Raw genomic sequence first — 22853 nt, 5'->3', positions numbered from 1 at the left:
GATTCGAAGGTTTCAATCATTTAGTTAACCAAGCGTTGAGCTTCACGTAATTGAAACGTACGGACTCTTCTTGGTAGGAAGCGGCGGATTTCATCCTCATTATACCCGACTTGAAGTCTCTTTTCATCAATGATGATGGGCCTACGAAGTAAACCTGGGTTATCTTTGATCAATTCGAATAAATCCTGAAGAGGCATAGTCTCTAGATTAACATCTAGCTTTTGAAACGTTTTTGATCTAGTCGAAATAATTTCATCTGTTCCATCTTCAGTCATTCGAAGAATCTCTTTGATTTCATCAATAGATAATGGTTCAGAAAAAATATTTCTCTCTGTATAAGGAATATCGTGTTCTTCTAGCCAAATTTTCGCTTTTCGGCATGATGTACAACTTGGTGAAGTGTATAATGTTACCATTAACTAACTCACACTCCTTTTAAATTTAACTTTTAAAATCTATGTTGGGAGATATTTTGGTCATTTGACGTATTTATTTAAAATTACTTTAAACTAGTAATTTATATTAATTATTATACATCAAATCTGAGTAAAAAGGTATCCTTTTTTCGAAAGTTTTAAATTACGATAAATACAACAATTTTGTTGGCTAGATAGTCTATATACGTAAAAGGTGAGAGAAAAGTTTCATTTTTTTCTTATTTTTTTTAAAAAAATACGAATATTTTTATGTTTCTACTTTAATTACCCAGATTTTAGTTTGAGTAAACATTACTTTAATTCTCATTTAGCTTATGAAAATGAAAAACAGTCACCTCTCTGTGGCAACTGTCCAAAATTTATTAAATATCCTTTAATAGGTCCGTTGTTTCATGTTTTTGATCAAAACTTAATACCTCTTCTACTGGTTCATACGACTCTCCATAAAACTCGATATCCTTATATGTGTGAATCAATTTATATGCTTGTTTCATACCTTCAAATATCGACTCTTCACTTTCATGTCCTGGTGACCAATAAAGAATTTCCATAGAATTCACTTCATTTGTTGCTAACGATCTTCTTTCATATCCAATTTTGCTTGCATGCTCAAAACCTTCACGCTTATAAAAACGCAGTCTCTTTTCTGTATCGCTATCTTTATAGTTTATTGGTTCAACTTCTAAAATGATTGGTTTTTCCTTTTGTTTCAGCTTTTCTAAAAGTTGATGTCCTAACCCCTGTCCTCTCGCTTCACCAGAAACATATAAATAATCAATGAATATAAATTGGTCAAATTCCGCATACATTAACACATGATACTTTCCTTCGTCTTTATGATATATAGACGATTTCTCTTTTAGAAGAGTTTCCATATGTTCCTGTGACTTCATTTCTTCAATTGGAAAATACTGATTTAATTTTTCATACCAGTGCATATAAAACTCCTTTTTATGGATTTATTGATTATGAACTAAATTCAACTAATAGAAAGATTTCTTACGATACAATTTTTTGTTAATATTACTCTTTTCATACTAAAGATAATTCTTTAAAATAGAAAGTAGTGATAATTCACATAACCGCGCTAACGGCAGTTATACATAAAGGAGGTTTATTATGGTTAATTATATTACCGACCTTACCATTGTTGCCTTATTAATTATTGGAATCACCGCTGTTTTAGGAGTCGTTACAAATGGAATTGGCGAGAAGTTGTTTGGTGGTAAGCAAAAATCAGAATTTGTAGACCAATCAGCTAAATTTCAAACTGGCTGGAAACAAGTTGGCGGAAAAAGAAAATAATTTATTTATTTTTCACGTATCGTAAGCGCTTTACTTTTTACTTATGATAACGTATAGTGTATGTTTCTTCAAATAAAAACGATCTCGTCTTCGAGATCGTTTTTATTATTTCTTGTATTGTGCGAATTCCTTCTCAGAACATAGAACGAAATGTCCTGGTGATACTTCACGTAATTCAACGGATTCGTCTGCCTGGTAATTATGCATTTTGGGATCATAAGTTTTGCGTTTTCTGGAACGCTCTGATATAGGATCTGGAAGTGGAATTGCAGAAAGCAAAGATTGAGTGTATGGATGCTTTGGATTATTATATAATTCATCTGCTGGAGCTAGTTCTACTAACTTTCCGAAATACATAACTCCAATTCGATCACTAATGTACTTCACCATTGATAGGTCATGCGCAATAAACAAGTACGTTAACCCTTTTTCCTTCTGAAGTTTTTTCATTAAGTTAACTACTTGTGCTTGAATCGACACGTCAAGAGCTGAGATCGGTTCGTCAGCGATGATGAAGTCCGGATCAACTGCTAGAGCACGAGCAATACCAATACGTTGTCTTTGACCACCTGAGAATTCATGTGGATAACGGTTCGCATGCTCTTTGTTTAATCCAACCGTTTCTAGTAGTTCATACACTTTGTTCATTCGATCTTCTTTCGTTTTTGCTAGACCGTGAATATCGATCCCTTCAGCAATCACATCTGAAACTTTCATTCTTGGATTTAAGGAAGCATAGGGATCCTGAAAGATCATTTGCATTTTATGATTAAATGCCTTTAATTCTTCCTTAGATTTTTTTCCGTGAACATTAACACCATCGTATAAAACTTCTCCGTCCGTTGCATCATAAAGTCGTATAATGGTTCGACCAGTTGTAGATTTCCCACATCCTGACTCTCCTACGAGCCCTAATGTTTCACCCTCATATATATCGAAACTAATTCCATCAACTGCTTTGACTTCGTTTGGTTTACCGACATTAAAGTATTGCTTTAAATTTTTGATTTCAAGCAATTTCTTTCTAGTTTCCATTGATTTACCTCCTTATTTATTATTGTAACCTGGATACAATTCTCTTCTCTTCATAACAGCTGCTGGTGGTTCCACCTTTGGAGCATCCGGATGAAGTAACCATGTTGCTGCGTAATGTGTATCCGAAACTTTAAACATTGGAGGCTCTTGTTCTAAATCAATTTTCATCGCATATTCGTTACGTGGTGCAAACGCATCTCCCTTTGGAGGGTTAAGCAGGTCTGGTGGTGAACCTGGAATGGCATATAGCTCATCTTCAGCTGTATCCAAATCTGGCATCGAGCTAATTAGACCCCATGTATAAGGATGCTGCGGATTGTAGAAGATTTCATCTACTGTACCAATCTCAATAATTTTCCCACCGTACATAACCGCTACTCGGTCTGCAACATTGGCAACCACACCTAAGTCATGCGTAATAAAGATTATTGAAGTATCAATTTTTTTCTGCAGATCCTTCATTAGTTCCAAAATTTGCGCTTGAATCGTTACATCTAATGCAGTAGTTGGTTCGTCTGCAATCAGTATTTTTGGATTACATGCTAACGCAATAGCAATAACAACTCTTTGTCTCATCCCACCAGAGAATTGATGAGGATATTGTTTAAAGCGTTCCTCAGCCATTGCAATTCCAACAAGCTTCAAAAGTTCAATTGCACGTTGCTTCGCAGCAGACTTACTCATATTTTGGTGTTTAATAATTGGTTCCATGATTTGCTTACCAACAGTCATTGTTGGATTCAAAGAAGTCATCGGATCCTGAAAGATCATTGATATTTCTTTACCACGAATCGATTGCATTTGCTTGTCCGATAATTTTGTTAAATCTTTTCCATCAAATAGGATTTCTCCCTCTTTAATCTCAGAGTTACTCTCAGGTAAAAGACGCATAATAGACTTTGTTGTTACAGACTTACCTGAACCAGACTCCCCAACGATGGCAAGAGTTTCACCTTTATTAAGATGAAAGTTAGCGCCACGAATCGCTTTGACTTCTCCAGCAAACGTGTGGAAAGATATATTTAAATTATTTACTTCTAATATTTTTGACATCTTATTTCACCTGCCTTTAGTCTCTCATTTTAGGATCTAACGCATCACGAAGACCATCTGCAATCATATTAAATGCAATCATAATGATAGAAATAATAATCGCTGGAACTAACATTTGGTATGGGAAGGCAATCATTGATTTAAATCCTTCATCAATTAGTGTTCCTAATGATGCTAATGGCTCTTGAAGACCTAAACCGATAAAACTTAAGAAGGCTTCAAAGAATATTGCGTTAGGGATCGTAAACATTGTGTTAATAATGATAACACCTGCGAGATTAGGAATTAAATGTTTAAAAATAATTTTCGCATGGCTAGCACCAAGTGTGCGAGACGCTAAAACAAATTCTTGGTTTTTTAATTTTAAAACCTGAGCACGAACGACACGAGCCATACTCACCCAACCGGTAATCGTTAATGCGACTGTAATTGAAATAATACCTGGCTTTAAAACAATAATCATCAAAATAACAATTACTAGATTTGGAATTCCTGAAAGAACTTCAATGATTCTTTGCATTATATTATCAATACGTCCACCAAAGTAACCCGAAATAGCACCAAAGGCAACACCGATAACCATATCAATAAAAGCCGCTAAGAATGCGATATATAGAGAGATTTGCATCCCTTTCCAAACACGAGAAAATTGGTCTCTACCAAGAGCATCCGTACCAAACCAGTAGTACTCTTCAATTTGCTTTTGCTCATATGGATTTACCACATTACCATTTTTTAATGTTCTTGTTCCATCAAATGGTAACCAAGATATATTTTCTAATGCCTCTATACGAGGTGGTAAGTTAGCATGTTTCGTGTTTTGTTTGTCAAACTCAAATTTACTTAATGATGGCCCAATTAAAGCCATAATAATTAAAATTCCAATCACTACTAAACTTACAATCGCACCTTTATTTTTTCTAACTCGTAACCACGCATCCTGCCAATAGTTTAGACTTGGTTTAGAAATGCGTTCACTTGTTGATGCGTCAATAATAGCGGGCTCAAATTGGTCTTTGCTGATTTTCTCATCAAATTGTGCCATTATTTCTTCCCTCCCGCTAAACGAATTCTTGGATCAATCAATCCATAAAGAATATCAACCACTAAAATAACAACAATAAATAGGAACGCAAATAATAATGTCGTAGCCATTATGACCGAATAGTCATTCACTTGAACAGATTTTACAAACTGCTCTCCGAGTCCTGGAACAGAGAAAATCTTTTCAATCACTAGAGAACCGGTCATTAAGCTAACAGCAAGCGGCCCTAATACAGTGATAACTGGAATTAAAGCATTTCTTAACGCATGCTTAAATGCAATTTCAAAGTAGTTTGCACCTTTTGCTCTTGCTAAAGTGATATAATCCGAGCCTAATACTTCTACCATTTCAGTTCTCATAAAACGAGCTGCAATGGCAATTGGGAACATTGAGAGTGCAATCGTTGGCATAACGGTGTATTCAGGGCCTTTCCAGAACGCAACAGGGAACCAACCTAATTTTACACCTATATAATATTGAAGCAATCCAGCAAAAACAAATGAAGGAATGGATTTACCAATAACAGCTATAAAGGTCGTTCCATAATCTACCCACGTATTTTGCCTTAGAGCTCCTAATACCCCAAGAATGATACCTACAATTGTACCTACTAATAGTGCTTGAAATCCTAGTAAAGCAGAGGCACCAATCCTTGCACCTAATAATTCTGTTACTGGTGTATTGGCAAATTGATAAGAAGTACCTAAGTCACCCTTAACTATGTTTGTCATATACGCCACATACTGAACGGGAACTGGTTCATCAAGCTTATAATATTCAAGCATCATCTCAAGTTGCTCATCTGACATTTTTGCTTGGTTTTTAAATGGTGTTCCTGGAACAAGCTTCATTAAGAAAAACGTCATTGAGGCAATTAGAAATAGAGTAATTATCATATAAATGACCCTCTGGCCAATATATTTAATCATCTGTGCACCTCCTACTTATTTTGAATTTTCCCCATCTTTCGACAATTCAATTACAGGGAAAAAGAGAGTATATTTAAGCGAATATACTCTCTCTCCTATTTCATTGTACATCATTTCACCATATTAATTATATGGTAAATTATTTATTTAGTTTTGCAAACTTCCAGCTGTACTCAGGTCCAAAGATATGGTAAGTAAAGCCTTCAAGTTTTTCGTTTACTAAGACGTTTGAAGCACGTTGGTACGTTCCAGCAAGAGCTGCATCCTCAAACAATACCTTCTCCGCTTCTTGTAGAGCTTCAAAACGCTCTGCAGGCTTATCAGCTAATTCAGTTTGAGCAGATTTAACTAACTCATCATATTTAGCGTTAGAGAAAGACATTTTATTGTGTCCGCCACCAGTTAACCAAAGATCAGAGTATGTCATTGGATCTGGATAGTCAGGGCCCCAACCAGCATGAAGGATATCATAGTTTTGAGTATCCTCACGGTCAAGACGTACAGAGAATGGAACACTTTCAAGGTTAATTGTTAAACCTGGTAGATTATTTTGTAATTGATCCTTAAGGAAAGCATCAACAGTTTTTGAAGTTTCAGTATCTCCACCAAGGAAGTTCAATTCAAGACTTTCTACACCTAATTCAGCTAAACCTTTTTCCCAATATTCTTTTGCTTTTTCTGCATCGTATGCATTTAAATCACCGTTTGCTGCACGGAAGTCTTCACCAGTTTCTGGGTGCTTAACGAACTCAGCAGGAACTGCGTAGTTAGCAGCTAAAGAACCATTTTGAAGAATATCGTTTACTAGAGCATCTTTATCAAATGCTAAAGAAAGAGCAAAACGAATGTTTTTGTTAGCTAAAGCTTCATTTTCTTGGTTAAACTTTAACCAGAATTCAGTTGGCTCTAACCATGTTAAAAGGCGAGAATCTCCCTCATATTGTGAGATAACCGCTGGTGTTGATAATTTTGGTGTTACATCAGCTTGTCCTGCTTCGAAAGCATTAGCAGCTGCTTGTGGATCTTTAGATGTATTATAGTTGATTTTTGTTAAAGTAACGTTTTCTGCATCCCAGTATTCTTCGTTCTTTTCAAGAGTCCACTCAGTAGCAGCAACCCCATCCCAATTAGTCATTTTGAAAGGACCGTTAAAGATTAGGTTTTCAGCATTCTTTGCAAAGTCAGCGCCTTTTTCTTCAACAAACTTTTGGTTTTGTGGATAGAAAGTAGGGAATGCCATTAAAGCTGTAAAGTAAGGAACTGGCTTTTCAAGTGTAACTTCTAATTCAGTATCACTTAAAGCTTTAACTCCTAGCTCACTTGGTTCAACTTCTCCAGCTTTAACTTTATCTGCGTTCTTAATTACTCCAGTCATTATGTAAGGACCGTAGAATGAAGCAGAATCAGGTAGGAGTGCACGTTGCCATGCATATACGAAATCGTTAGCTGTTACAGCATCTCCATTAGACCATTTAGCTTCTCTAAGTTTGAATGTGTAAACAGTACCGTCTTCGCTAACAGTTGGTTCACCGTCAGATAATGCAGGAATAGGATTCTGTTCCTGATCTAATCGGTATAATCCTTCGTTAACGTTGTTGATCATTGTGAAACCTACAGTGTCCTCAGCAAGTACAGAGTCCATTGATGGAATCTCAGCTGATTCTAGTACTGTAATTTCTTGGTTTTCAGCTAATTCAGAGCCTGTAGCTTCTGAATCATTATCAGTTGTACCTTCGTCCTCTTTATTGCCACCAGAACATGCAGCTAAAAACATGCTAAGTACTAGTGTTAGGACTAAAAGCAATGAAAATTTTGACTTTTTCACTGATAGACCTCCTTAGATTGTTTTTTCTGAAAAATTGTACATTAGTTATTATACATGTAATTTACGGTTTGTACATGTTTTTTCAAAAAAATTTTACACTATTGTTATAATTGTTAACATCGACTTTAGATATACTATGATATAATTAGCATTTATTAGAAATTGAATATCTAACCCGACCAACTAGTTTTTTGCTTTAATGTTTTACGGAAATAATAATTTTAGAAAGGATCACCTAATGAAAACGCTTAAAACAAAGCTAAATTTAGCACTTTTATTATGCTCTCAAATAATTATTTTCATTCTAATGTTTTTCAGTAATAGCATTTCACTTTTAAATTACATAAATAAAAGCTTCTATATTTCAAGTCTGCTCCTTTTCATATCTCTAGCAATTTTTACAGTGAACACAGGATTTTTTGATGTCGTTACTAAATCATTTCGATTAATTTTTGCTGGAAAAGATGTAACAAGAGAAAACGTGGATGAAATGAGACCATTATCACAAATCATTACTATTAAATATTCTCCGTTACTGTTTGTAGGCTTTATTAATTTAGTACTATGTCTTGCAGCCCTCTTCTTCTACTATATGTAAGCGGTAGTTCTTGATTAAAAGACAATAGTTACTTATAATTTTTAATAAGCATCTTATTACATAATTGATGAATGATTTTAAGTTTGTGGTTAATATTTCTGCCACTTTTCCTTGTATTAGTTTGGAGGAGTGGTTTTTTTCCACTTAAAAGGAGGAACTTTCATGAAAACCATCTTCTCTGGTATCCAACCGAGCGGAATGATCACACTAGGAAATTACATAGGCGCATTAAAACAGTTCGTTGAGCTTCAAAATGAATATAACTGTTATTTCTGTATCGTAGACCAACACGCTATTACGGTCCCTCAGGATGCTCAGCAACTTAGAAAAAATATTCGTAGTCTCGCTGCCTTATACATTGCGGTTGGATTAGATCCAGAAAAAGTTACGTTATTTATTCAATCTGAAGTTCCGGCACACGCACAGGCAGGCTGGATGTTCCAATGTATATCCTATATCGGAGAACTTGAGAGAATGACACAGTTTAAAGATAAATCTGCTGGGAAAGACGCGGTTTCTGCTGGATTGCTTACTTATCCACCTTTAATGGTTGCAGATATTTTGCTTTACAAGACGGACCTGGTTCCAGTGGGAGAAGATCAGAAGCAGCATTTAGAGCTTACCCGTGATTTAGCGGAGCGCTTTAATAAGAAGTACAATGATATTTTCACTATTCCAGAGGTACGAATTGCAAAAGTTGGCGCTCGTATTATGTCCTTACAAGATCCAACGAAAAAGATGAGTAAGTCTGACCCTAATCAAAAGGCATTTATTTCTTTACTGGATGAGCCAAAGCAAATAGAAAAGAAAATTAAAAGCGCTGTTACTGACTCTGAAGGGGTAGTAAAGTTTGACAAAGAAAATAAACCAGGGGTTTCGAACCTTTTATCAATCTACAGCATCTTAACTGGAAAAACGATTGAAGAATTAGAGAATCAGTATGAAGGTAAAGGATACGGAGACTTTAAATCAGAACTAGCACAAGTTCTAATATCTGAATTTGAACCGATTCAGAAAAAATACCATCAGTTAATGGAATCTACTGAATTGGACGAAATCCTTGATAGAGGCGCAGCTAAAGCAAATCAAGTGGCTAGTAAAATGGTTAAGAAAATGGAAAATGCCATGGGGCTAGGAAGAAAAAGAAAGTAAATTAAAAAGGCTGGATATTCCAGCCTTTTTAATTTACTTTCGGACCATGCTCCATTTCCCATAACTTTTCAAAGAAAGGCTGGCCTTTTATTAAGTTTTCACAGAAGTTCTCATGCTTTAAGGACCAACCGTACTTTGTATTTTCATATAATTCCTGCCAAACATTTTCAAATGTTAAGTCTTGAATCTCCGAATACTTTTCTGGATTCCACTCTGTGTACCAGTATCTTACTTCTGCTGCGTTATTTGATGAGTGAAGCTGGTCTAGTGCCATAAATAACAACTGCTTTAATTGTCTCTCTTTTCTAGTTAACCCGTTCATTAGTTCTGGTGCTGGTGATAAAATATGAAATTCTTTTAATGAAGAATGATCATTAAATGCATACGGAATGTTGTCATGCTTATCGATCATCTCATAAACTAACTGCTCTTGCCGTGGAATTAATCTACTCTTTCTAATCGGAATATTGTAGCCGATAGTATCCACTACTAATATTCCCGTACCATCAGTGACGACAAAGCAATATTCTAACTGTATACGCTCGTGATTTTTACGTAAATATGCCTTTTGATAAACATCGTCCAATAGCTGCTGTGGGAGTTCAGAAAGATCATTTTCAATATAGTTAAACAACACTGACTCAACCTTCAACAATGGAACTTGATCTAGAAGTTCCACTCCGTCATCTTTCCGCCACTCATGAAAGTGACAGACATTGTATCCGTTCTCTTCTCCTTCAAACCAATTTACCCAAACATCATGAAGATACAACATGAATTAACCCCTCACTTCACAAACTGTTTGTCATTCAGTATGGGCAGGTTATCGTTAATTTATTCCTTTTATGAAATCTTAATCCAATTTATGTTTTATTCCTCTTTACCCGGAAAATAAATACTTAACCATATCATCAACATACCAACTAGGAATAGATAGCACTCTATACGACCCTTAATAAATTCAAGATAGTCCATTATCGTATAACCTGTTGTTAATAAGTTTAGGTACGCAACTGTACTTATCCCCCCGAGTACTGCTAGTCCAAAACCAGTAAGCAAAAGGAAAATCCTCATAATCATAGAGATTTCCCCACTCTCTCCATCGCCCTTCCCCCAGCTCTCTTTTCTACATACATATGTTACTAGTGGACAACTTATGTAAACAAAAAAAATCTACCAGCTTGAATTGGTAGATTTATCTGTTTGAATTAGGGTTAAATGCGTCTTTAAATCCTTCACCTATAAAATTAATGGATAAAATCGTGCCAGTTAGCACTGCTGCAGGCGGAATCCAAATCCACCATTTACTAGTCAACACATCAGGACTGCGCGCTTCCTGAAGCATATTTCCCCAACTTGGTATATTCATCGGTACACCAAAACCCAAAAAGCTAAGGCCTGTTTCTGCAACAATCATAACAGCTAACGTTAATGTTGCTTGTACGATTATTGTAGACATAACGTTTGGAAGTAAGTGCTTGGTAATAGTTTTAAACGGTGAGCATCCAATTGAAATTGCACTTAAAATATACTCATTTTCCTTTTCAGCCATTACTTTACTTCTTACGAGACGAGCTGTACCTGTCCAGCTCAGTACCGAAATAACAAAAATTAGGGTAGCTGTGCTAGATTCTAAGAAAATCGACTTTAATACAATAACGAATAGTAAGAATGGGAAGTTCATCATAAAATCAGTAAATCTCATCAACGCATTATCAACCCATCCACCGAAGAAACCTGCAGTTGCACCAACGATGGCTCCGATGGAAATTACTGAAATGGTAATAGAAAATGCAAGTAATAGTGACGTTTGTCCACCATGTAAGGTTCTAGCAAACACATCTCTTCCAGACTTATCTGTTCCAAAAAAGTGCTCAGCGGATGGCTCTTTACTCATCTGTGTAAGATTGATTTTAGCTGTTTCTTCAACTGGGACCGTCAAAGGTTCAGCAAAGATAGATAACAAAGTAACAATGATTAAAAATGCCAAACTAATCATGGCTATTTTATTTTTCAAAAATTTCCGGCGGGCGAGAGCCCATGGTGATTGGCTCTTCGGAGGCTTTATCATGCTCCCAACAGCCGCTGTATTTGGTTGTGTAACTGGTTCCATTCTCTCACCTACCCTAACTTAAACGAATTCGCGGATCTACTAATCCGTACAATAGATCTGCTATTAAATTACCTATTAATGTTAGAACCGTTAACATCATGGCAATCGCCATCATAACAGAATAGTCACGAGCATTAACTGACTCTACAAACAGATACCCGATTCCCGGATATGTAAAGATGGTTTCTGTAATAATTGCACCACCAAAAATACTGGCAATATCAAATCCTAGTAACGTTACAATTGGGATAATAGAATTTCTTAAAATATGCTTATTATAAATCGTTGATTCTTTCGTACCTTTCGCTCTTGCAGTACGAACATAATCTTTACGAGAGCTTTCGATCATATCATTACGCAAAAATTGTGTATAGGATGCAGTTGCGAGAGATCCTAGCACTAGAGCCGGCAATATCGTATGTTTCGCTTTACTAATAAAATACTCAAATGTTCCAGGTTCCACACCAGATCCAATACTTCCTGTGGCAGGTACCCAACCTAAATTAATAGAGAAAATATAAATAGCAACTAATGCTGCAACAAAGCTCGGAATGGCTAGAGCTAAATAGTTAAATCCAGAAATGAGGTAATCCCCGACACTATATGCGTATCGCCCTGAGAATCTCCCCATTAAAAAAGCTAAACAATACGTGATTAAAAGTGCAGATACTCCTAAAATAATTGTGTTTGGAAGGCGATCACCAACCAATTCCATTACTTCGCGTTTGTGTACGAATGAATCACCAAAATCTCCCTTGACCACTCCACTCATCCAGCGAATGTACTGTACATGAATAGGGTCGTTTAATCCCATTTTTTCACGCATTTCTTCTATATAAGCTGGATCTGAATTTAGTGGATCAATTTTACCAGATAGGGCATCCCCTGGCATAAGCTTTGCCAGGGAAAATACCACTACTGAGATAAGGAAAATAATTGGAATCATACCTATTAGTCTACGAATTGTGTATTGTAGCATGCTCAATTCCCCTTATCAAACTAAAATGTAATTTTCATTACTCCGTTACAGCCCATAGATGGAAGTCTTCTGTTCCGAATGGAGTAACTTTTACGTTTTGAACACGCTTATTGATTGCCCAAGGATCAACACGTTGTTCGAAGAAAATGATTGGTAACTCTTCATTAACTAGTTTTTGCCACTCATCATAATACTGTTGACGATGCTCAGTAATGTCCATGCTCTCATCTTCTGGGAATGTAACACCCTTCTTGATTAACTCATCAGACTCTTCAGAGTACCATCTCCACATGTTCCACTTGTCTGTAGATAACCAAATTCCTGCTGGATCTGGATCTGCAGCAAGTCCCCATGCACCCATGAATGTTTCAACAGAAGGGTCATCAGCTTCAATTGTGTCATAGAATAAGTTGAAGTCTTTTAATGCTCCACCGTTAAGCTTTGCATTTAGACCAATCGCTTGCCAAGATTGAATGATGAATTGAGCACGTGCTTCAGAAGTTTCAGCACCAGCCATTGCATCAAAGTTCACAGTAAATGGCTTTCCTTCTGGATCTTCAACGAAACCATCGCCATCTACATCTTTGTAACCAGCTTCATCAAGTAATTCTTTTGCTTTTTCTACATCAAATTCATAACCATTAATTTCAGAATCATCAATTTTAGCCCAAGAAACTGAAGGGAATGGTGTATTTAATGGTTTTCCTAAGCCGTTTGCAAAACCATCGATAAATGCTTGACGATCAATAGCGTGAGCCATTGCATGACGTAAAGCTTTGTTTTGGAATTTTTGGTTATCAGATACAACTACACCCTTTTCAGTGTCGTAATGACCCCAGTCAAATCCGATATAGCTGTAAGACATTGCATCTGCTTCAACTGCATTTACGTTTGGAAGCTCTTTAATAGCTGCCCATTGATCCTTCGGTGCTTCGATAACATCTACTTCACCGTTTTGGATTAAGCCTTGTGCTAAAGATCCGTCAATGATTTTGTAAACAACTCCGTCTAATTTCGCAGGACCTTGCCAGTAATCATCAAAGCGTTCAAATTCAATCATTTCACCTGCAACAATGTTCTTAACCTTGAATGGTCCTACCCCAATTGGGTTTTTACGAATTTGCTCAGAATCAGGTAATTCTTTAGAAGAAATATCTCCATAGTAATGCTTTGGTTCTGGATATACCCAGATATTATCTAGTAAGTTTACAGATGGTTCTGTAACTGTTACCTCAATTGTGTAGTCATCAATTACTTTAATACCTTCGATTGTGTCAGCTGTTCCATCATGGTATTCTTGAGCACCTTTAATCATAGCTACGTTAGCAAAACGTGCCCCTTCATAAGTTGGATCTGCGATTAAGTACCAAGCATACTCCATATCTTCTACAGTAAGCTCTTCTCCATCATGCCATTTCACGCCTTCTTTAAGCTTAAACGTTAATTTCATATGGTCTTCAGAAAGTTCCCATGTAGCAAGGTTTGGTTGTGGTGTTAAATCATCACCCGTTTTAATTAAAGCTTCATGCATAAATTGAAGAGCATTAACATCATCTTCTCCTTCGTAATATGCATAAGATAAAACACCTTTGAATGGTTGTGTATAACCAAATGTTACTGTACCGCCTTCTTTTGCTTCTCCAGCTGGCTTATCACCCTCTGCAGGCTCTTCGTTAGCTGTTTCCTTTGAACATGCTGCTAAAAATAGAGACATGATCAACATGACAGAAACAAGCCAAAATGCTGACTTTTTCATTGTTTTCCCCCCGGAAATAGTTTTTTTCTGCTAGTTGTATAAATGACAAGCGACTCTATGCCCAGGCTTCACCTCCTTTAAAGTTGGCTTAACCTGCTGACATTCAGGAATTGCATGTGCACAACGCGGATGAAAGGTACACCCTTTTGGTGGATCAATCGGGCTTGGCACATCACCTTCTAGAATAATTCTTTCCTTCTTTTTTCTTGGATCTGGCTCTGGAATAGCAGAAATTAAAGCTTGTGTATACGGATGCAACGGCTCTGCATATAAGCTATTTTTCTCCGCAACTTCAACTAGTCCACCTAAGTACATTACTCCGATTCGGTCACTCATATGTTTTACTACACTTAAATCATGAGCGATGAACAAGAAGGTTAAATCAAACTCATCTTGAAGTTCTTTTAACAAATTTAAGACCTGTGATTGAACGGAAACATCTAGAGCAGAAACCGGCTCATCCGCAATTATTAACTTTGGCTTTAATGCAAGCGCTCTCGCAATACCAATTCTTTGTCTTTGTCCTCCTGAAAATTCGTGAGGATATTTGTAATAGGCATCTTCAGGTAATCCTACCTTTGTTAAGAGCTCCATTACTTCTGGTTTTAACTCCTTAGAGCTTTTATTTGTGAAATTTCTAATAGGCTCAGAAATTAAATCTCCGACCATCATCATTGGGTTTAAAGAAGCATATGGATCCTGAAACACCATTTGAAAATTTTTTCGTACCTTTCGAAGCGATACCCCACGAATATCTGTAATATCGTCTCCGTCGAAAATAATCTGCCCCTCTGTTGCATCTAATAGGCGCAATATAGTCCGACCAGCTGTCGATTTCCCACAGCCAGACTCACCAACAAGTCCAAGTGTTTCCCCTTTTTTTATTTCAAACGAAATATCATCTACTGCTTTGACAACAGCAACGGTTTTTCTAAAGATCCCACCCTTAATAGGGTAGTAGGTTTTAAGATTTTTCACCTCGAGAAGAACATCATTATTTCTCTTATCTTTTTTATCTAAGGTTGTTTCCTTAACTTCCATATTCATTATGCAAGACTCCCTCTCTTGGCCTGCTAGTTGGATACAGCAGGCAGGAAACTTCGTGCCCCTCGTCTGTTTCGGCTAGAAGTGGTGTGATACTTGTACATTCTGGCATCGCTTGAGGACAGCGGGCAGCAAACTTACAGCCGATCTTTGGCATGTTTTTTAACGATGGAACAATCCCTTTAATGGAACTTAATACCTCAACATCCTCATCCATCTGAGGGATAGCCCCCATGAGCAACTTTGTGTATGGATGTTTTGGATCGTGAAACAAGGTATCGACATCTGTTTTTTCAACAACCTTTCCTGCATACATAACGATGACCTCATCGCACATTTCTGCAACTACCCCAAGATCATGAGTAATTAAAATGACTGACATATCATTCACTTTTTGAATATCTTTAAGGAGTTCCAAGATTTGTGCCTGAACCGTTACATCAAGAGCTGTAGTCGGTTCATCAGCAATCAACAACTTCGGTTGACAAGCGATTGCAATCGCTATCATTACTCTTTGCCTCATACCTCCAGAAAGCTGATGCGGGTACTCATCAATAATTTTCTCTGGTCTTGAAATACCTACACTCTTTAACAAGGCAATACTCTTTAATCTCGCTTCTTTTTTCGAGATTTTCATATGATTAAATAACACTTCTTGAATTTGAAAGCCGATTGAAAATACTGGATTTAGCGAGGTCATAGGTTCCTGGAAGATCATTGCAATCTCTTTTCCACGAATACTATTAATCTCTTTATCTGACATTTGCTCTAATTGAACACCTTCAAATTGTATGCTTCCTGACTTAATTTTACCGATACCTTTTGGTAGGAGCTTCATAATTGATAAACTCATTACTGATTTACCGCAACCTGATTCACCAACAATTCCAACAATTTGCCTTGGTTTAACAGAAAATGACACATTATCCACTGCATTATAGTATTGACCATCAATAGAAAAAGCAGTTTCTAGGTTTTTCACCTCAAGCAAAGGTGTATCTTTATGTAATTGAGTATTTACGCTCATAGGACACCTCTTACGTTTTTTTAATTATTCAGTTAATTGTTCTATTTGATTAAAATATTATTACAGTTAAATGACAATTGCAAGATTTTTTTAACAATTGGAAACATTCAAGTTATTGAGAAAACAAAAAAAGCCTCTACTTTAAGGCTTTAAAGTATATTGGAACCCCTTGATACAACTAGGTTTCTTCGAATTTCGTAATATAATATTTTCCTGGAATTGTAAATGAAGTTTTTGTAGAAAAGTAATTTTCCTTGTAAGAGTTTCTAACAAGGTAATACCCGCATGCATAACCTAATAGTTTGGGATATGCACCAAAACCAAATAATAATTGATCATGTTGTTTCTCTGTTTTTTTTAATTTTAGATTTGACATGATATATTTCTTCATGTACATTTCTATGTCTTCCTTACTATAGAAATGACACCAATCAGCCAAGTATTCTTTTCCACAGTTTTTTTCAACTTCTAATTCTGCTAATCCTTCTAAAATAATCGAGTCTAGTAAAGTGAACTCCAACGGATTCCTGTTTTGTTTTTTCATCCGGCACACATGATGATATTCATGGACAAATAATGCCTCTAATTCTCTTTCATCCTCATAATCTCCGATAAATAAAAACATTCTATCTGGAAAAGAAACCCCAGATTTTCTAGTTTTCCGCATTCTAAAAAATGTAGTGTACGATTGAGTAATAGGAAAAATATAGATGTTCACTTGGGGTCCATTCCACTTTTTTTTATACTTTTCATAAATTTTGTTAATCGTTTCCCATGTTTTCTTCTTTTTTAATATCTCATATGTTTGAAAGCTAGCACGGTTTGGATGATACATACCAAACGAGGAAAGATATTCATATATAGGTTTTGATTCACTTTCGTCAAACTCTTTTAAAAATCTTTCACATATAGCAACAGGATTCGAAAATTCTTTGTCTAGCCATTCATCCGTACGTACAACTACCACCCAACTCCCCCATTTCTTTTACTCTGTAATAGCATATTATGAGAAAAGAACGAAAACTTGATTAAAGCCATAAAAAAACAGAGCGGATATTACTCCACTCTGATTTATTTTACTTATATGCTTTAAAAACGATTGTTGCGTTATGACCACCAAAGCCAAGTGAATTACTCATTGCTACTTCGACTTCTTGTTTTCTAGCTTCATTCGGTACATAGTCTAAATCACATTCTGGGTCTGGAGTTTCATAGTTAATCGTTGGTGGAATCATGCCTTCTTTAATCGCTAATACACTAAAGATCGCTTCAACTCCCCCTGCTGCTCCAAGCAAGTGACCTGTCATTGACTTTGTTGAACTCACTGCAAGCTTATAAGCATGTTCACCAAATACTTCTTTAATAGCTAAAGTTTCAAAGCGGTCATTGTAATCGGTGCTTGTTCCATGAGCGTTCACATAGTTCACTTCATTGACGTTTAAACCGGCATCGTTTATCGCCATTTTCATTGCTCGTGCTCCGCCTTCTCCACCTGGTGCTGGTGCAGTAATATGGTAGGCATCACCTGTTGCTCCATAGCCAACGATTTCTGCATAGATTTTTGCCCCACGAGCTAATGCATGCTCCAATTCTTCTAATACGACAATTCCTGCTCCTTCTCCAATAACAAAGCCATCACGATTTTGGTCAAAAGGACGACTTGCCTTACTTGGATCTGGATTCGTTGATAGTGCTGTGTTTGCACAAAAACCTGCAACAGACATTTTTGTAATAGGCGCCTCCGCTCCACCAGTTACCATTGCAATTGCATCTCCTCGTTGAATAACCTTAAAGGCATCACCGATTGAGTTAGTCCCCGTTGCACAAGCAGTTACTGTACAAGAGTTAAATCCTCTTGCTCCTAGTGTAATAGAAACCTGACCTGTTGCCATATCCGGAATCATCATTGGTACGAAGAATGGACTAACTCGTCGATAGCCACGACTTAAAAATGTCTCATACTGACTTTCAAACGTCTCCATTCCACCGATACCCGATCCAATCCAGACACCAATATTATGTGAGTTACTGTCATTAATCTCAAGTCCTGAATCGTCAACCGCCATCTTTGCTGCTGCTACTGCATAATGAGTGAAACGATCCATTTTTCGAGCATCTTTTTTATCAATAAAATCTTCAACTTGGAAGTCCTTTACCTCTGCAGCTACTTTTGCTGGGTATTCATCTGCATTTAGTCTTGTAAGCGGCCCTACACCAGATACACCTGCTAATACATTGTTCCATGCTGTTTCAACGTTATTACCAACTGGAGTAACAGCGCCAACTCCTGTTACAACAACTCTTTTCTTTGTCATGTCTGGCAACTCCTTTGATTTTCTTAATAAATATAAAAACTAAAATAATTACCTGCCCCAACGCATAGCAATGGCTCCCCAGGTTAAACCTCCGCCAAAGCCTACCATTACGATCAAATCATCTTCTTTTATTTTATCAGCTTCTACCTCTTCTACCAATGAGATCGGAATGGAAGCTGCTGAGGTATTTCCATATTTATTAACTGTTTTAGACATCTTTTCTTCAGGTAGTTCTAGTCTTTGTCTAGAAGCCTCCATAATTCGAATATTTGCCTGATGGGGAATTAAGAAGTCCACATCTTCCTTTGAGAGTCCTGCCTTTTCTAGGACATTTACGCTGCTTTCTCCCATTTGTCTGACTGCAAATTTGAATACCTCTCTACCATTCATTACGATGTAATCTTCTTGGTAAAGATGCTTTCCACCTGTACCGTCTGCTCCAAGTTCAAAAGAAAGGATCCCTCTGCCTTCCGTTACTTTTCCCATGACTACCGCACCGGCACCATCGCCAAACAATACAGCTGTATTGCGGTCCTGCCAGTCCGTAATTTTTGATAATTTCTCAACACCAACTACTAGCACATATTTATAGCTGTCGCTCTCAATAAACTGCTTAGCGGTAATCATTCCGTACATAAATCCTGCACATGCCGCACTAATATCCATTGCCGCAGCATTTACTGCACCTAATTTCTCCTGTAACATACAAGCGACAGAAGGAAACGGTTGATCTGGTGTCACCGTCGCTACTAATATTAAACCAATTTCCTCAGGTGAAATCTCAGCATCTTCAATGGCTTTTTTTGCAGCTTCGAAGCCTAAATCGGATGTATTAACGCCTTTTTCAGCTATTCTTCTTTCTTCAATACCTGTTCGTGTGCGAATCCACTCATCAGAGGTGTCGACCATTTTTTCTAAATCCGCGTTTGTTAACACTTTATCTGGAAGACATCTACCAATACCGATAATTCCCGCTTTCATGTTCCCAGCTCCTTTATATAACTACCTTTATTATCAATTATTATGACTTGGTACTAAAATTTTAACAGTAGTTCCCTGTTTTATCAATCTTTTTATCCTATTTATGTACATTCCCCTTTTATCGTCCATACATTCTATATTCCATTTCATAACCTATTATAAGGGCGAAAGGAGGTAGGATGATGCTGAGCAATAAAGAAGAAAAAGATCCCTTTTCAGCACTTATGTTTCCATCGAGAAGAGAACCTAATCAAGAGACGGAGCAAATGGACAGTGTTGATGGAATGTCCGAGCACGAATGGCTATTCGGAAAAAGAAAGTCACACCCAAAAGACGACTCTTTGAATAATAGTCCTAAAAACCAAACAGCCATCGAAAAAGCAATAAACAATGTAAATATACCCGAACTGATGAATCATTTTGACACATTAATGACATCTGCACAAAGCCTAAAACCTTTATATAAGCAAATCAAGCCGGTCATTTCATCATTTTTAAACTCTAAAAAATAAATAAAACAAGGCTGATAACTCTATTGTTAGAGGATCAGCCTTGTTTTTATTCTTCTTGCTTTGCATCTTTTACTCCAAGTTCATATGCTTCTTGCATGACCTTCGTAAACAAAGTCATAAATGGCTGAATGAGTTCCATAGATAATTCAATACCAGCATTTTCTAATTGCTCCTTAGCCTCCGGTAAATATTTCATAGCAATTCCCATAAATTCCATTGTTTTGTCTTGAGACATGTTGAAAATCCTCCTATTGATTTGGCAATTTACCAGTTTCTTTATATTTTGTAATTAAAGCTGTTATTTCATCCTCAAATGCTTGATCCACATCGGGACTGAACTTCCCTAAGGAAATCACCTGATCTTGAAAATCAAAGGAAAGGTTTCCTGATTGCAACTCGTTCTTGCTGTATTTTTCAGCAACTAATTCATATAGTTTATCTACGTGCTGAACGGTGCTAGTCAGAACCGTTGATTCCCCTAAATCAGATTGATCGGAAATAAACCCTATTGCATACAATCCGTTTTCTTTTATTTTCTCAATAACTGGTACATTGTATCCGTCACCAGCTGGATAGATTACATCCACCTTGTTCTTTATCATATGATCCAAAAAGCTTAAGGCCTTATCATCATCATCCCAATGGCCGACATAATCGATTTGTACAGCTACATCCTTATTTTGGTATTGAGCTCCCTCAAGAAATCCTTTTACTTCTGGCTGCCATTCATATGCAGCGATAATCCCTATTTCGTTGGTTTTTGTCATCTTCCCTGCTACCATTCCACCAAAAAAACCCATCGCATATGCTTCAAAGTTTAAGCTCGTGGTATTTTTCTCAAGAGCATCACTATTAAAACTAACAAAATGAATTTCAGGGTACTTATCTGCTAGGTTGTTAAAATATGGACCGTACTCATTGCCATGTCCAAAAATGAGATTAACTCCCTTTTGTTCAAACTCTTTTACAGCTCTTTCAACGATTACTTCCGAGTTCATGTCTTCTTTATAATAAACGTCAACTTTAAAACGGGATTGAATTTTCAACATTCCTTTATACCCTTTAGTCCCCCAAACCTGATCGTTGATTGTGTCTGGAACCAATAATCCGACCTTTTTCAGCTCGCCAGAAGACATAGGTTGTCCACAGCTTGTCAGGAAGGGCAGGCTTAAAAGAAGTAACACTCCAACCCGAACAAACATTTTACGCATTTTCTTTCCGCCTTTCAAAAGGACATTCAACTTAAAAAATGAAAGTCCAATTCACTTACTATTTATCTATTACATTCTACCTTTAACATATAAAGAATGAAAAGTTTTTTTTGTTTTTACAGAAATCCTACTATGTCCATTATTGCTCTAAAGATGGAAGTAAACTCTTTTCGTTCATATGCTTCATGGGATAATGATATAAAAAAATACATTACATTTCCATCATACTCATTTTCGTTCCGTTTCTCCCACTCTGTGAAAGAATGAATAATTACAATTGAGGATTTAGAATTTGAAGCAATAGACTGTAACTTCCTTTTTAGATTATTATACTCATCCATCCAAACACGCTTTACGTTGTCATCAAGGCCATTCAAAAAAACCAACGTTGATGTTGTAGTGAAATCACCTTGTTGAAGCCATTCATTTAATCCAATTTCTTCAAAATTGGCATTTCTTCCGATCTCCATCCTTCGATTGTTATAGATCGTTTCATCTCCTGTTTGCAGATGAATCCCTATTACTTCATGCCCTTCTTCTAATAGTAAAGCGGTCATTTCGAATCCGAGCTCCTCCAAAGCCCCTAGTACAAGTACCTTGTCCATAAAAAAAGCCTCCCTGTTACTCGATATACCAGTATATGCGCAGGGAGTCACCACTATTCTAAGTTCTTTATTATAGTACTTTTTCATGCTGTTTTAGAAATTTTGTAACTTGTTGAGCGATTTGTTGCTTTTTCTCTGGCAACATATAACACACCGTAACAGGTGCATTCGCATCCTCCCACTTCACTGACAATTCTTTTAGTAAATTGGATTGTTTATATGCACGATTTCCAGACAGGACATGAATAATCTTCGTTGGGGTTTTCGGTTTCTCATGTTGGTCACCATGCTCACTGATTAGTAACTCAACAATCTGATGATGCTCTTGTTCGTAGGATTGAGACAATTCTCTCATAAGCTTCTTATAAAAGAATTTATGTTCCTTTTCCTGCTCTAAATGGTCTTTCAAAGAAAGAATAGGGTTGATAAGCACCGTTGAACGAATATTCTCCTCCATCATATCAATAAGCTTTAAAGCAACAAGTGCTCCCATGCCTTCAGCTAAAATATGAATATTTTCATTAATTATTTCTGTACGGATAATATACTCATAGAGTCTTTTCGCTAGCTTAACGGCCTTGTCACTTCCCCAATGCTTTCCGTAAAGGTTGGAATAAAAGACCGTGTAGCCTGATTCTCTGAGCTTCTGAATGAGTGTCGATTTCCCTTCATTCTGCGTCCAAAAACTACTTTTTTCATCAACAAAATGTCTTTCATCACCAATAATTAAGATACCGAAACCGCGTGGTTTTTCGGGATAATGAATCATATTCCATTCGGTATCCAGTTTAAAGTTTCGGTTCTCCATACTAAAAACTCCTTCAACGTCATTTTGCTCATAATAATGTATGAATCATTATTTAAAATGAAAGGGAGATTAGCCTAAATTCGGTGGATTGACTGATAAATTTCTATCTTGTTTTGTCAATAT

Annotated in this window: 25 protein-coding genes; 4 read left to right on the top strand and 21 right to left on the bottom strand. The window is 36.7% G+C overall.

Going from position 1 to position 22853, the window contains the following annotated elements; all coding sequences use genetic code 11:
• Window positions 1–20: 20 nt before the first annotated feature.
• Together spxA and ACQ5H4_RS03625 are read right to left on the bottom strand one after the other, a co-directional pair.
• Window positions 21–416: a transcriptional regulator SpxA gene (gene spxA / locus ACQ5H4_RS03630; protein ID WP_119707263.1), complete on the bottom strand. Its 396-nt coding sequence runs from the start codon at window positions 414–416 to the stop codon at window positions 21–23.
• A gap of 383 nt (window positions 417–799) precedes the next feature.
• On the bottom strand, window positions 800–1375 hold the full coding sequence (locus tag ACQ5H4_RS03625) for a GNAT family N-acetyltransferase (protein WP_430773645.1): 576 nt from the start codon (window positions 1373–1375) through the stop codon (window positions 800–802).
• A gap of 181 nt (window positions 1376–1556) precedes the next feature.
• Between ACQ5H4_RS03625 and ACQ5H4_RS03620 the strand changes: the two genes are divergently transcribed.
• The gene (locus ACQ5H4_RS03620) at window positions 1557–1742 is read left to right on the top strand and encodes a hypothetical protein (protein ID WP_430773644.1); all 186 of its coding nucleotides are present in this window, start codon (window positions 1557–1559) and stop codon (window positions 1740–1742) included.
• 105 nt (window positions 1743–1847) lie between these two features.
• On the opposite strand, the gene ACQ5H4_RS03615 is transcribed toward ACQ5H4_RS03620, so the two are convergent.
• The 5 genes from ACQ5H4_RS03615 to ACQ5H4_RS03595 all read right to left on the bottom strand — a co-directional run bounded on the left by ACQ5H4_RS03615 (window position 1848) and on the right by ACQ5H4_RS03595 (window position 7629).
• Complete coding sequence (locus tag ACQ5H4_RS03615) at window positions 1848–2777, bottom strand: ABC transporter ATP-binding protein (RefSeq protein WP_430773643.1); 930 nt, start codon at window positions 2775–2777, stop codon at window positions 1848–1850.
• Window positions 2778–2789: 12 nt separating this feature from the next.
• Window positions 2790–3830, bottom strand: a complete 1041-nt coding sequence (locus ACQ5H4_RS03610) for an ABC transporter ATP-binding protein (RefSeq protein ID WP_430773642.1) — start codon at window positions 3828–3830, stop codon at window positions 2790–2792.
• A 16-nt stretch (window positions 3831–3846) separates the two neighbouring features.
• Entirely contained in the window at window positions 3847–4875 is a 1029-nt protein-coding gene (gene opp3C, locus ACQ5H4_RS03605; protein ID WP_430773641.1) for an oligopeptide ABC transporter permease, read from the bottom strand.
• Window positions 4875–5804, bottom strand: a complete 930-nt coding sequence (gene opp3b / locus ACQ5H4_RS03600; protein ID WP_430773640.1) for an oligopeptide ABC transporter permease — start codon at window positions 5802–5804, stop codon at window positions 4875–4877. The genes opp3C and opp3b overlap by 1 nt, the downstream gene beginning before the upstream one ends.
• Window positions 5805–5943: 139 nt before the next feature.
• On the bottom strand, window positions 5944–7629 hold the full coding sequence (locus ACQ5H4_RS03595) for a peptide ABC transporter substrate-binding protein (RefSeq protein ID WP_430773639.1): 1686 nt from the start codon (window positions 7627–7629) through the stop codon (window positions 5944–5946).
• Between the two features lie 199 nt (window positions 7630–7828).
• Between ACQ5H4_RS03595 and ACQ5H4_RS03590 the strand changes: the two genes are divergently transcribed.
• Complete coding sequence (locus ACQ5H4_RS03590; protein ID WP_430773638.1) at window positions 7829–8227, top strand: DUF3899 domain-containing protein; 399 nt, start codon at window positions 7829–7831, stop codon at window positions 8225–8227.
• A 162-nt stretch (window positions 8228–8389) separates the two neighbouring features.
• On the top strand, window positions 8390–9379 hold the full coding sequence (gene trpS / locus ACQ5H4_RS03585) for a tryptophan--tRNA ligase (protein WP_430773637.1): 990 nt from the start codon (window positions 8390–8392) through the stop codon (window positions 9377–9379).
• A 28-nt stretch (window positions 9380–9407) separates the two neighbouring features.
• On the opposite strand, the gene ACQ5H4_RS03580 is transcribed toward trpS, so the two are convergent.
• From ACQ5H4_RS03580 to ACQ5H4_RS03535, 10 genes are all read right to left on the bottom strand, one after another.
• On the bottom strand, window positions 9408–10154 hold the full coding sequence (locus tag ACQ5H4_RS03580) for a YjbA family protein (protein ID WP_430773636.1): 747 nt from the start codon (window positions 10152–10154) through the stop codon (window positions 9408–9410).
• A gap of 95 nt (window positions 10155–10249) precedes the next feature.
• Window positions 10250–10459, bottom strand: a complete 210-nt coding sequence (locus ACQ5H4_RS03575) for a YuzI family membrane protein (RefSeq protein ID WP_430773635.1) — start codon at window positions 10457–10459, stop codon at window positions 10250–10252.
• Window positions 10460–10574: 115 nt separating this feature from the next.
• Window positions 10575–11492, bottom strand: coding sequence for an oligopeptide ABC transporter permease (opp4C, locus tag ACQ5H4_RS03570; protein WP_430773634.1), 918 nt, complete (start codon window positions 11490–11492; stop codon window positions 10575–10577).
• A 13-nt stretch (window positions 11493–11505) separates the two neighbouring features.
• A complete protein-coding gene (gene opp4B / locus ACQ5H4_RS03565; protein WP_430773633.1) occupies window positions 11506–12471 on the bottom strand; it encodes an oligopeptide ABC transporter permease in 966 nt (321 codons plus the stop codon).
• 37 nt (window positions 12472–12508) lie between these two features.
• On the bottom strand, window positions 12509–14227 hold the full coding sequence (gene opp4A / locus ACQ5H4_RS03560) for an oligopeptide ABC transporter substrate-binding protein (RefSeq protein WP_430773632.1): 1719 nt from the start codon (window positions 14225–14227) through the stop codon (window positions 12509–12511).
• Between the two features lie 30 nt (window positions 14228–14257).
• Entirely contained in the window at window positions 14258–15268 is a 1011-nt protein-coding gene (locus tag ACQ5H4_RS03555; protein WP_430774047.1) for an ABC transporter ATP-binding protein, read from the bottom strand.
• Window positions 15258–16298 (bottom strand): ABC transporter ATP-binding protein, encoded by a 1041-nt coding sequence (locus ACQ5H4_RS03550; RefSeq protein ID WP_430773631.1) that lies wholly within the window; start codon window positions 16296–16298, stop codon window positions 15258–15260. The genes ACQ5H4_RS03555 and ACQ5H4_RS03550 overlap by 11 nt, the downstream gene beginning before the upstream one ends.
• A gap of 178 nt (window positions 16299–16476) precedes the next feature.
• The gene (locus ACQ5H4_RS03545) at window positions 16477–17265 is read right to left on the bottom strand and encodes a DUF2268 domain-containing putative Zn-dependent protease (protein ID WP_430773630.1); all 789 of its coding nucleotides are present in this window, start codon (window positions 17263–17265) and stop codon (window positions 16477–16479) included.
• Between the two features lie 109 nt (window positions 17266–17374).
• Window positions 17375–18613, bottom strand: coding sequence for a beta-ketoacyl-ACP synthase II (fabF, locus tag ACQ5H4_RS03540; protein WP_430773629.1), 1239 nt, complete (start codon window positions 18611–18613; stop codon window positions 17375–17377).
• A gap of 48 nt (window positions 18614–18661) precedes the next feature.
• Complete coding sequence (locus ACQ5H4_RS03535) at window positions 18662–19594, bottom strand: beta-ketoacyl-ACP synthase III (protein ID WP_430773628.1); 933 nt, start codon at window positions 19592–19594, stop codon at window positions 18662–18664.
• Window positions 19595–19776: 182 nt separating this feature from the next.
• Between ACQ5H4_RS03535 and ACQ5H4_RS03530 the strand changes: the two genes are divergently transcribed.
• A complete protein-coding gene (locus ACQ5H4_RS03530; RefSeq protein ID WP_430773626.1) occupies window positions 19777–20106 on the top strand; it encodes a hypothetical protein in 330 nt (109 codons plus the stop codon).
• A gap of 46 nt (window positions 20107–20152) precedes the next feature.
• Here ACQ5H4_RS03530 and ACQ5H4_RS03525 read toward each other — a convergent pair whose 3' ends face one another.
• The 4 genes from ACQ5H4_RS03525 to ACQ5H4_RS03510 all read right to left on the bottom strand — a co-directional run bounded on the left by ACQ5H4_RS03525 (window position 20153) and on the right by ACQ5H4_RS03510 (window position 22730).
• Window positions 20153–20341, bottom strand: coding sequence for a ComZ family protein (locus ACQ5H4_RS03525; RefSeq protein ID WP_119707243.1), 189 nt, complete (start codon window positions 20339–20341; stop codon window positions 20153–20155).
• Window positions 20342–20354: 13 nt separating this feature from the next.
• Window positions 20355–21308, bottom strand: coding sequence for a BMP family ABC transporter substrate-binding protein (locus tag ACQ5H4_RS03520; RefSeq protein WP_430774046.1), 954 nt, complete (start codon window positions 21306–21308; stop codon window positions 20355–20357).
• A 125-nt stretch (window positions 21309–21433) separates the two neighbouring features.
• Window positions 21434–21922 (bottom strand): hypothetical protein, encoded by a 489-nt coding sequence (locus ACQ5H4_RS03515; RefSeq protein ID WP_430773625.1) that lies wholly within the window; start codon window positions 21920–21922, stop codon window positions 21434–21436.
• A gap of 70 nt (window positions 21923–21992) precedes the next feature.
• Window positions 21993–22730 carry a hydrolase gene (locus ACQ5H4_RS03510; protein WP_430773624.1) on the bottom strand — a complete coding sequence of 246 codons (738 nt, stop codon included), beginning with the start codon at window positions 22728–22730 and terminating at the stop codon, window positions 21993–21995.
• Window positions 22731–22853: the final 123 nt, after the last annotated feature.

Source organism: Bacillus coreaensis (genome assembly GCF_050586445.1).
GTDB classification, from domain to species: Bacteria; Bacillota; Bacilli; order Bacillales; family Cytobacillaceae; genus Robertmurraya_A; species Robertmurraya_A coreaensis.
The sequence above is the reverse complement of the archived record's forward strand: the minus strand, read 5'-3'. Positions and strand labels throughout refer to the sequence as shown.

Coding starts and splice junctions, on each gene's coding strand:
- spxA (WP_119707263.1), bottom strand. CDS start 416: ATGGTAACATTATACACTTCACCAAGTTGTACATCATGCCGAAAAGCG.
- ACQ5H4_RS03625 (WP_430773645.1), bottom strand. CDS start 1,375: ATGCACTGGTATGAAAAATTAAATCAGTATTTTCCAATTGAAGAAATG.
- ACQ5H4_RS03620 (WP_430773644.1), top strand. CDS start 1,557: ATGGTTAATTATATTACCGACCTTACCATTGTTGCCTTATTAATTATT.
- ACQ5H4_RS03615 (WP_430773643.1), bottom strand. CDS start 2,777: ATGGAAACTAGAAAGAAATTGCTTGAAATCAAAAATTTAAAGCAATAC.
- ACQ5H4_RS03610 (WP_430773642.1), bottom strand. CDS start 3,830: ATGTCAAAAATATTAGAAGTAAATAATTTAAATATATCTTTCCACACG.
- opp3C (WP_430773641.1), bottom strand. CDS start 4,875: ATGGCACAATTTGATGAGAAAATCAGCAAAGACCAATTTGAGCCCGCT.
- opp3b (WP_430773640.1), bottom strand. CDS start 5,804: ATGATTAAATATATTGGCCAGAGGGTCATTTATATGATAATTACTCTA.
- ACQ5H4_RS03590 (WP_430773638.1), top strand. CDS start 7,829: ATGTTTTACGGAAATAATAATTTTAGAAAGGATCACCTAATGAAAACG.
- trpS (WP_430773637.1), top strand. CDS start 8,390: ATGAAAACCATCTTCTCTGGTATCCAACCGAGCGGAATGATCACACTA.
- ACQ5H4_RS03580 (WP_430773636.1), bottom strand. CDS start 10,154: ATGTTGTATCTTCATGATGTTTGGGTAAATTGGTTTGAAGGAGAAGAG.
- ACQ5H4_RS03575 (WP_430773635.1), bottom strand. CDS start 10,459: ATGATTATGAGGATTTTCCTTTTGCTTACTGGTTTTGGACTAGCAGTA.
- opp4C (WP_430773634.1), bottom strand. CDS start 11,492: ATGGAACCAGTTACACAACCAAATACAGCGGCTGTTGGGAGCATGATA.
- opp4B (WP_430773633.1), bottom strand. CDS start 12,471: ATGCTACAATACACAATTCGTAGACTAATAGGTATGATTCCAATTATT.
- opp4A (WP_430773632.1), bottom strand. CDS start 14,227: ATGAAAAAGTCAGCATTTTGGCTTGTTTCTGTCATGTTGATCATGTCT.
- ACQ5H4_RS03555 (WP_430774047.1), bottom strand. CDS start 15,268: ATGGAAGTTAAGGAAACAACCTTAGATAAAAAAGATAAGAGAAATAAT.
- ACQ5H4_RS03550 (WP_430773631.1), bottom strand. CDS start 16,298: ATGAGCGTAAATACTCAATTACATAAAGATACACCTTTGCTTGAGGTG.
- fabF (WP_430773629.1), bottom strand. CDS start 18,613: ATGACAAAGAAAAGAGTTGTTGTAACAGGAGTTGGCGCTGTTACTCCA.
- ACQ5H4_RS03535 (WP_430773628.1), bottom strand. CDS start 19,594: ATGAAAGCGGGAATTATCGGTATTGGTAGATGTCTTCCAGATAAAGTG.
- ACQ5H4_RS03530 (WP_430773626.1), top strand. CDS start 19,777: ATGCTGAGCAATAAAGAAGAAAAAGATCCCTTTTCAGCACTTATGTTT.
- ACQ5H4_RS03525 (WP_119707243.1), bottom strand. CDS start 20,341: ATGTCTCAAGACAAAACAATGGAATTTATGGGAATTGCTATGAAATAT.
- ACQ5H4_RS03520 (WP_430774046.1), bottom strand. CDS start 21,308: ATGTTTGTTCGGGTTGGAGTGTTACTTCTTTTAAGCCTGCCCTTCCTG.
- ACQ5H4_RS03515 (WP_430773625.1), bottom strand. CDS start 21,922: ATGGACAAGGTACTTGTACTAGGGGCTTTGGAGGAGCTCGGATTCGAA.
- ACQ5H4_RS03510 (WP_430773624.1), bottom strand. CDS start 22,730: ATGGAGAACCGAAACTTTAAACTGGATACCGAATGGAATATGATTCAT.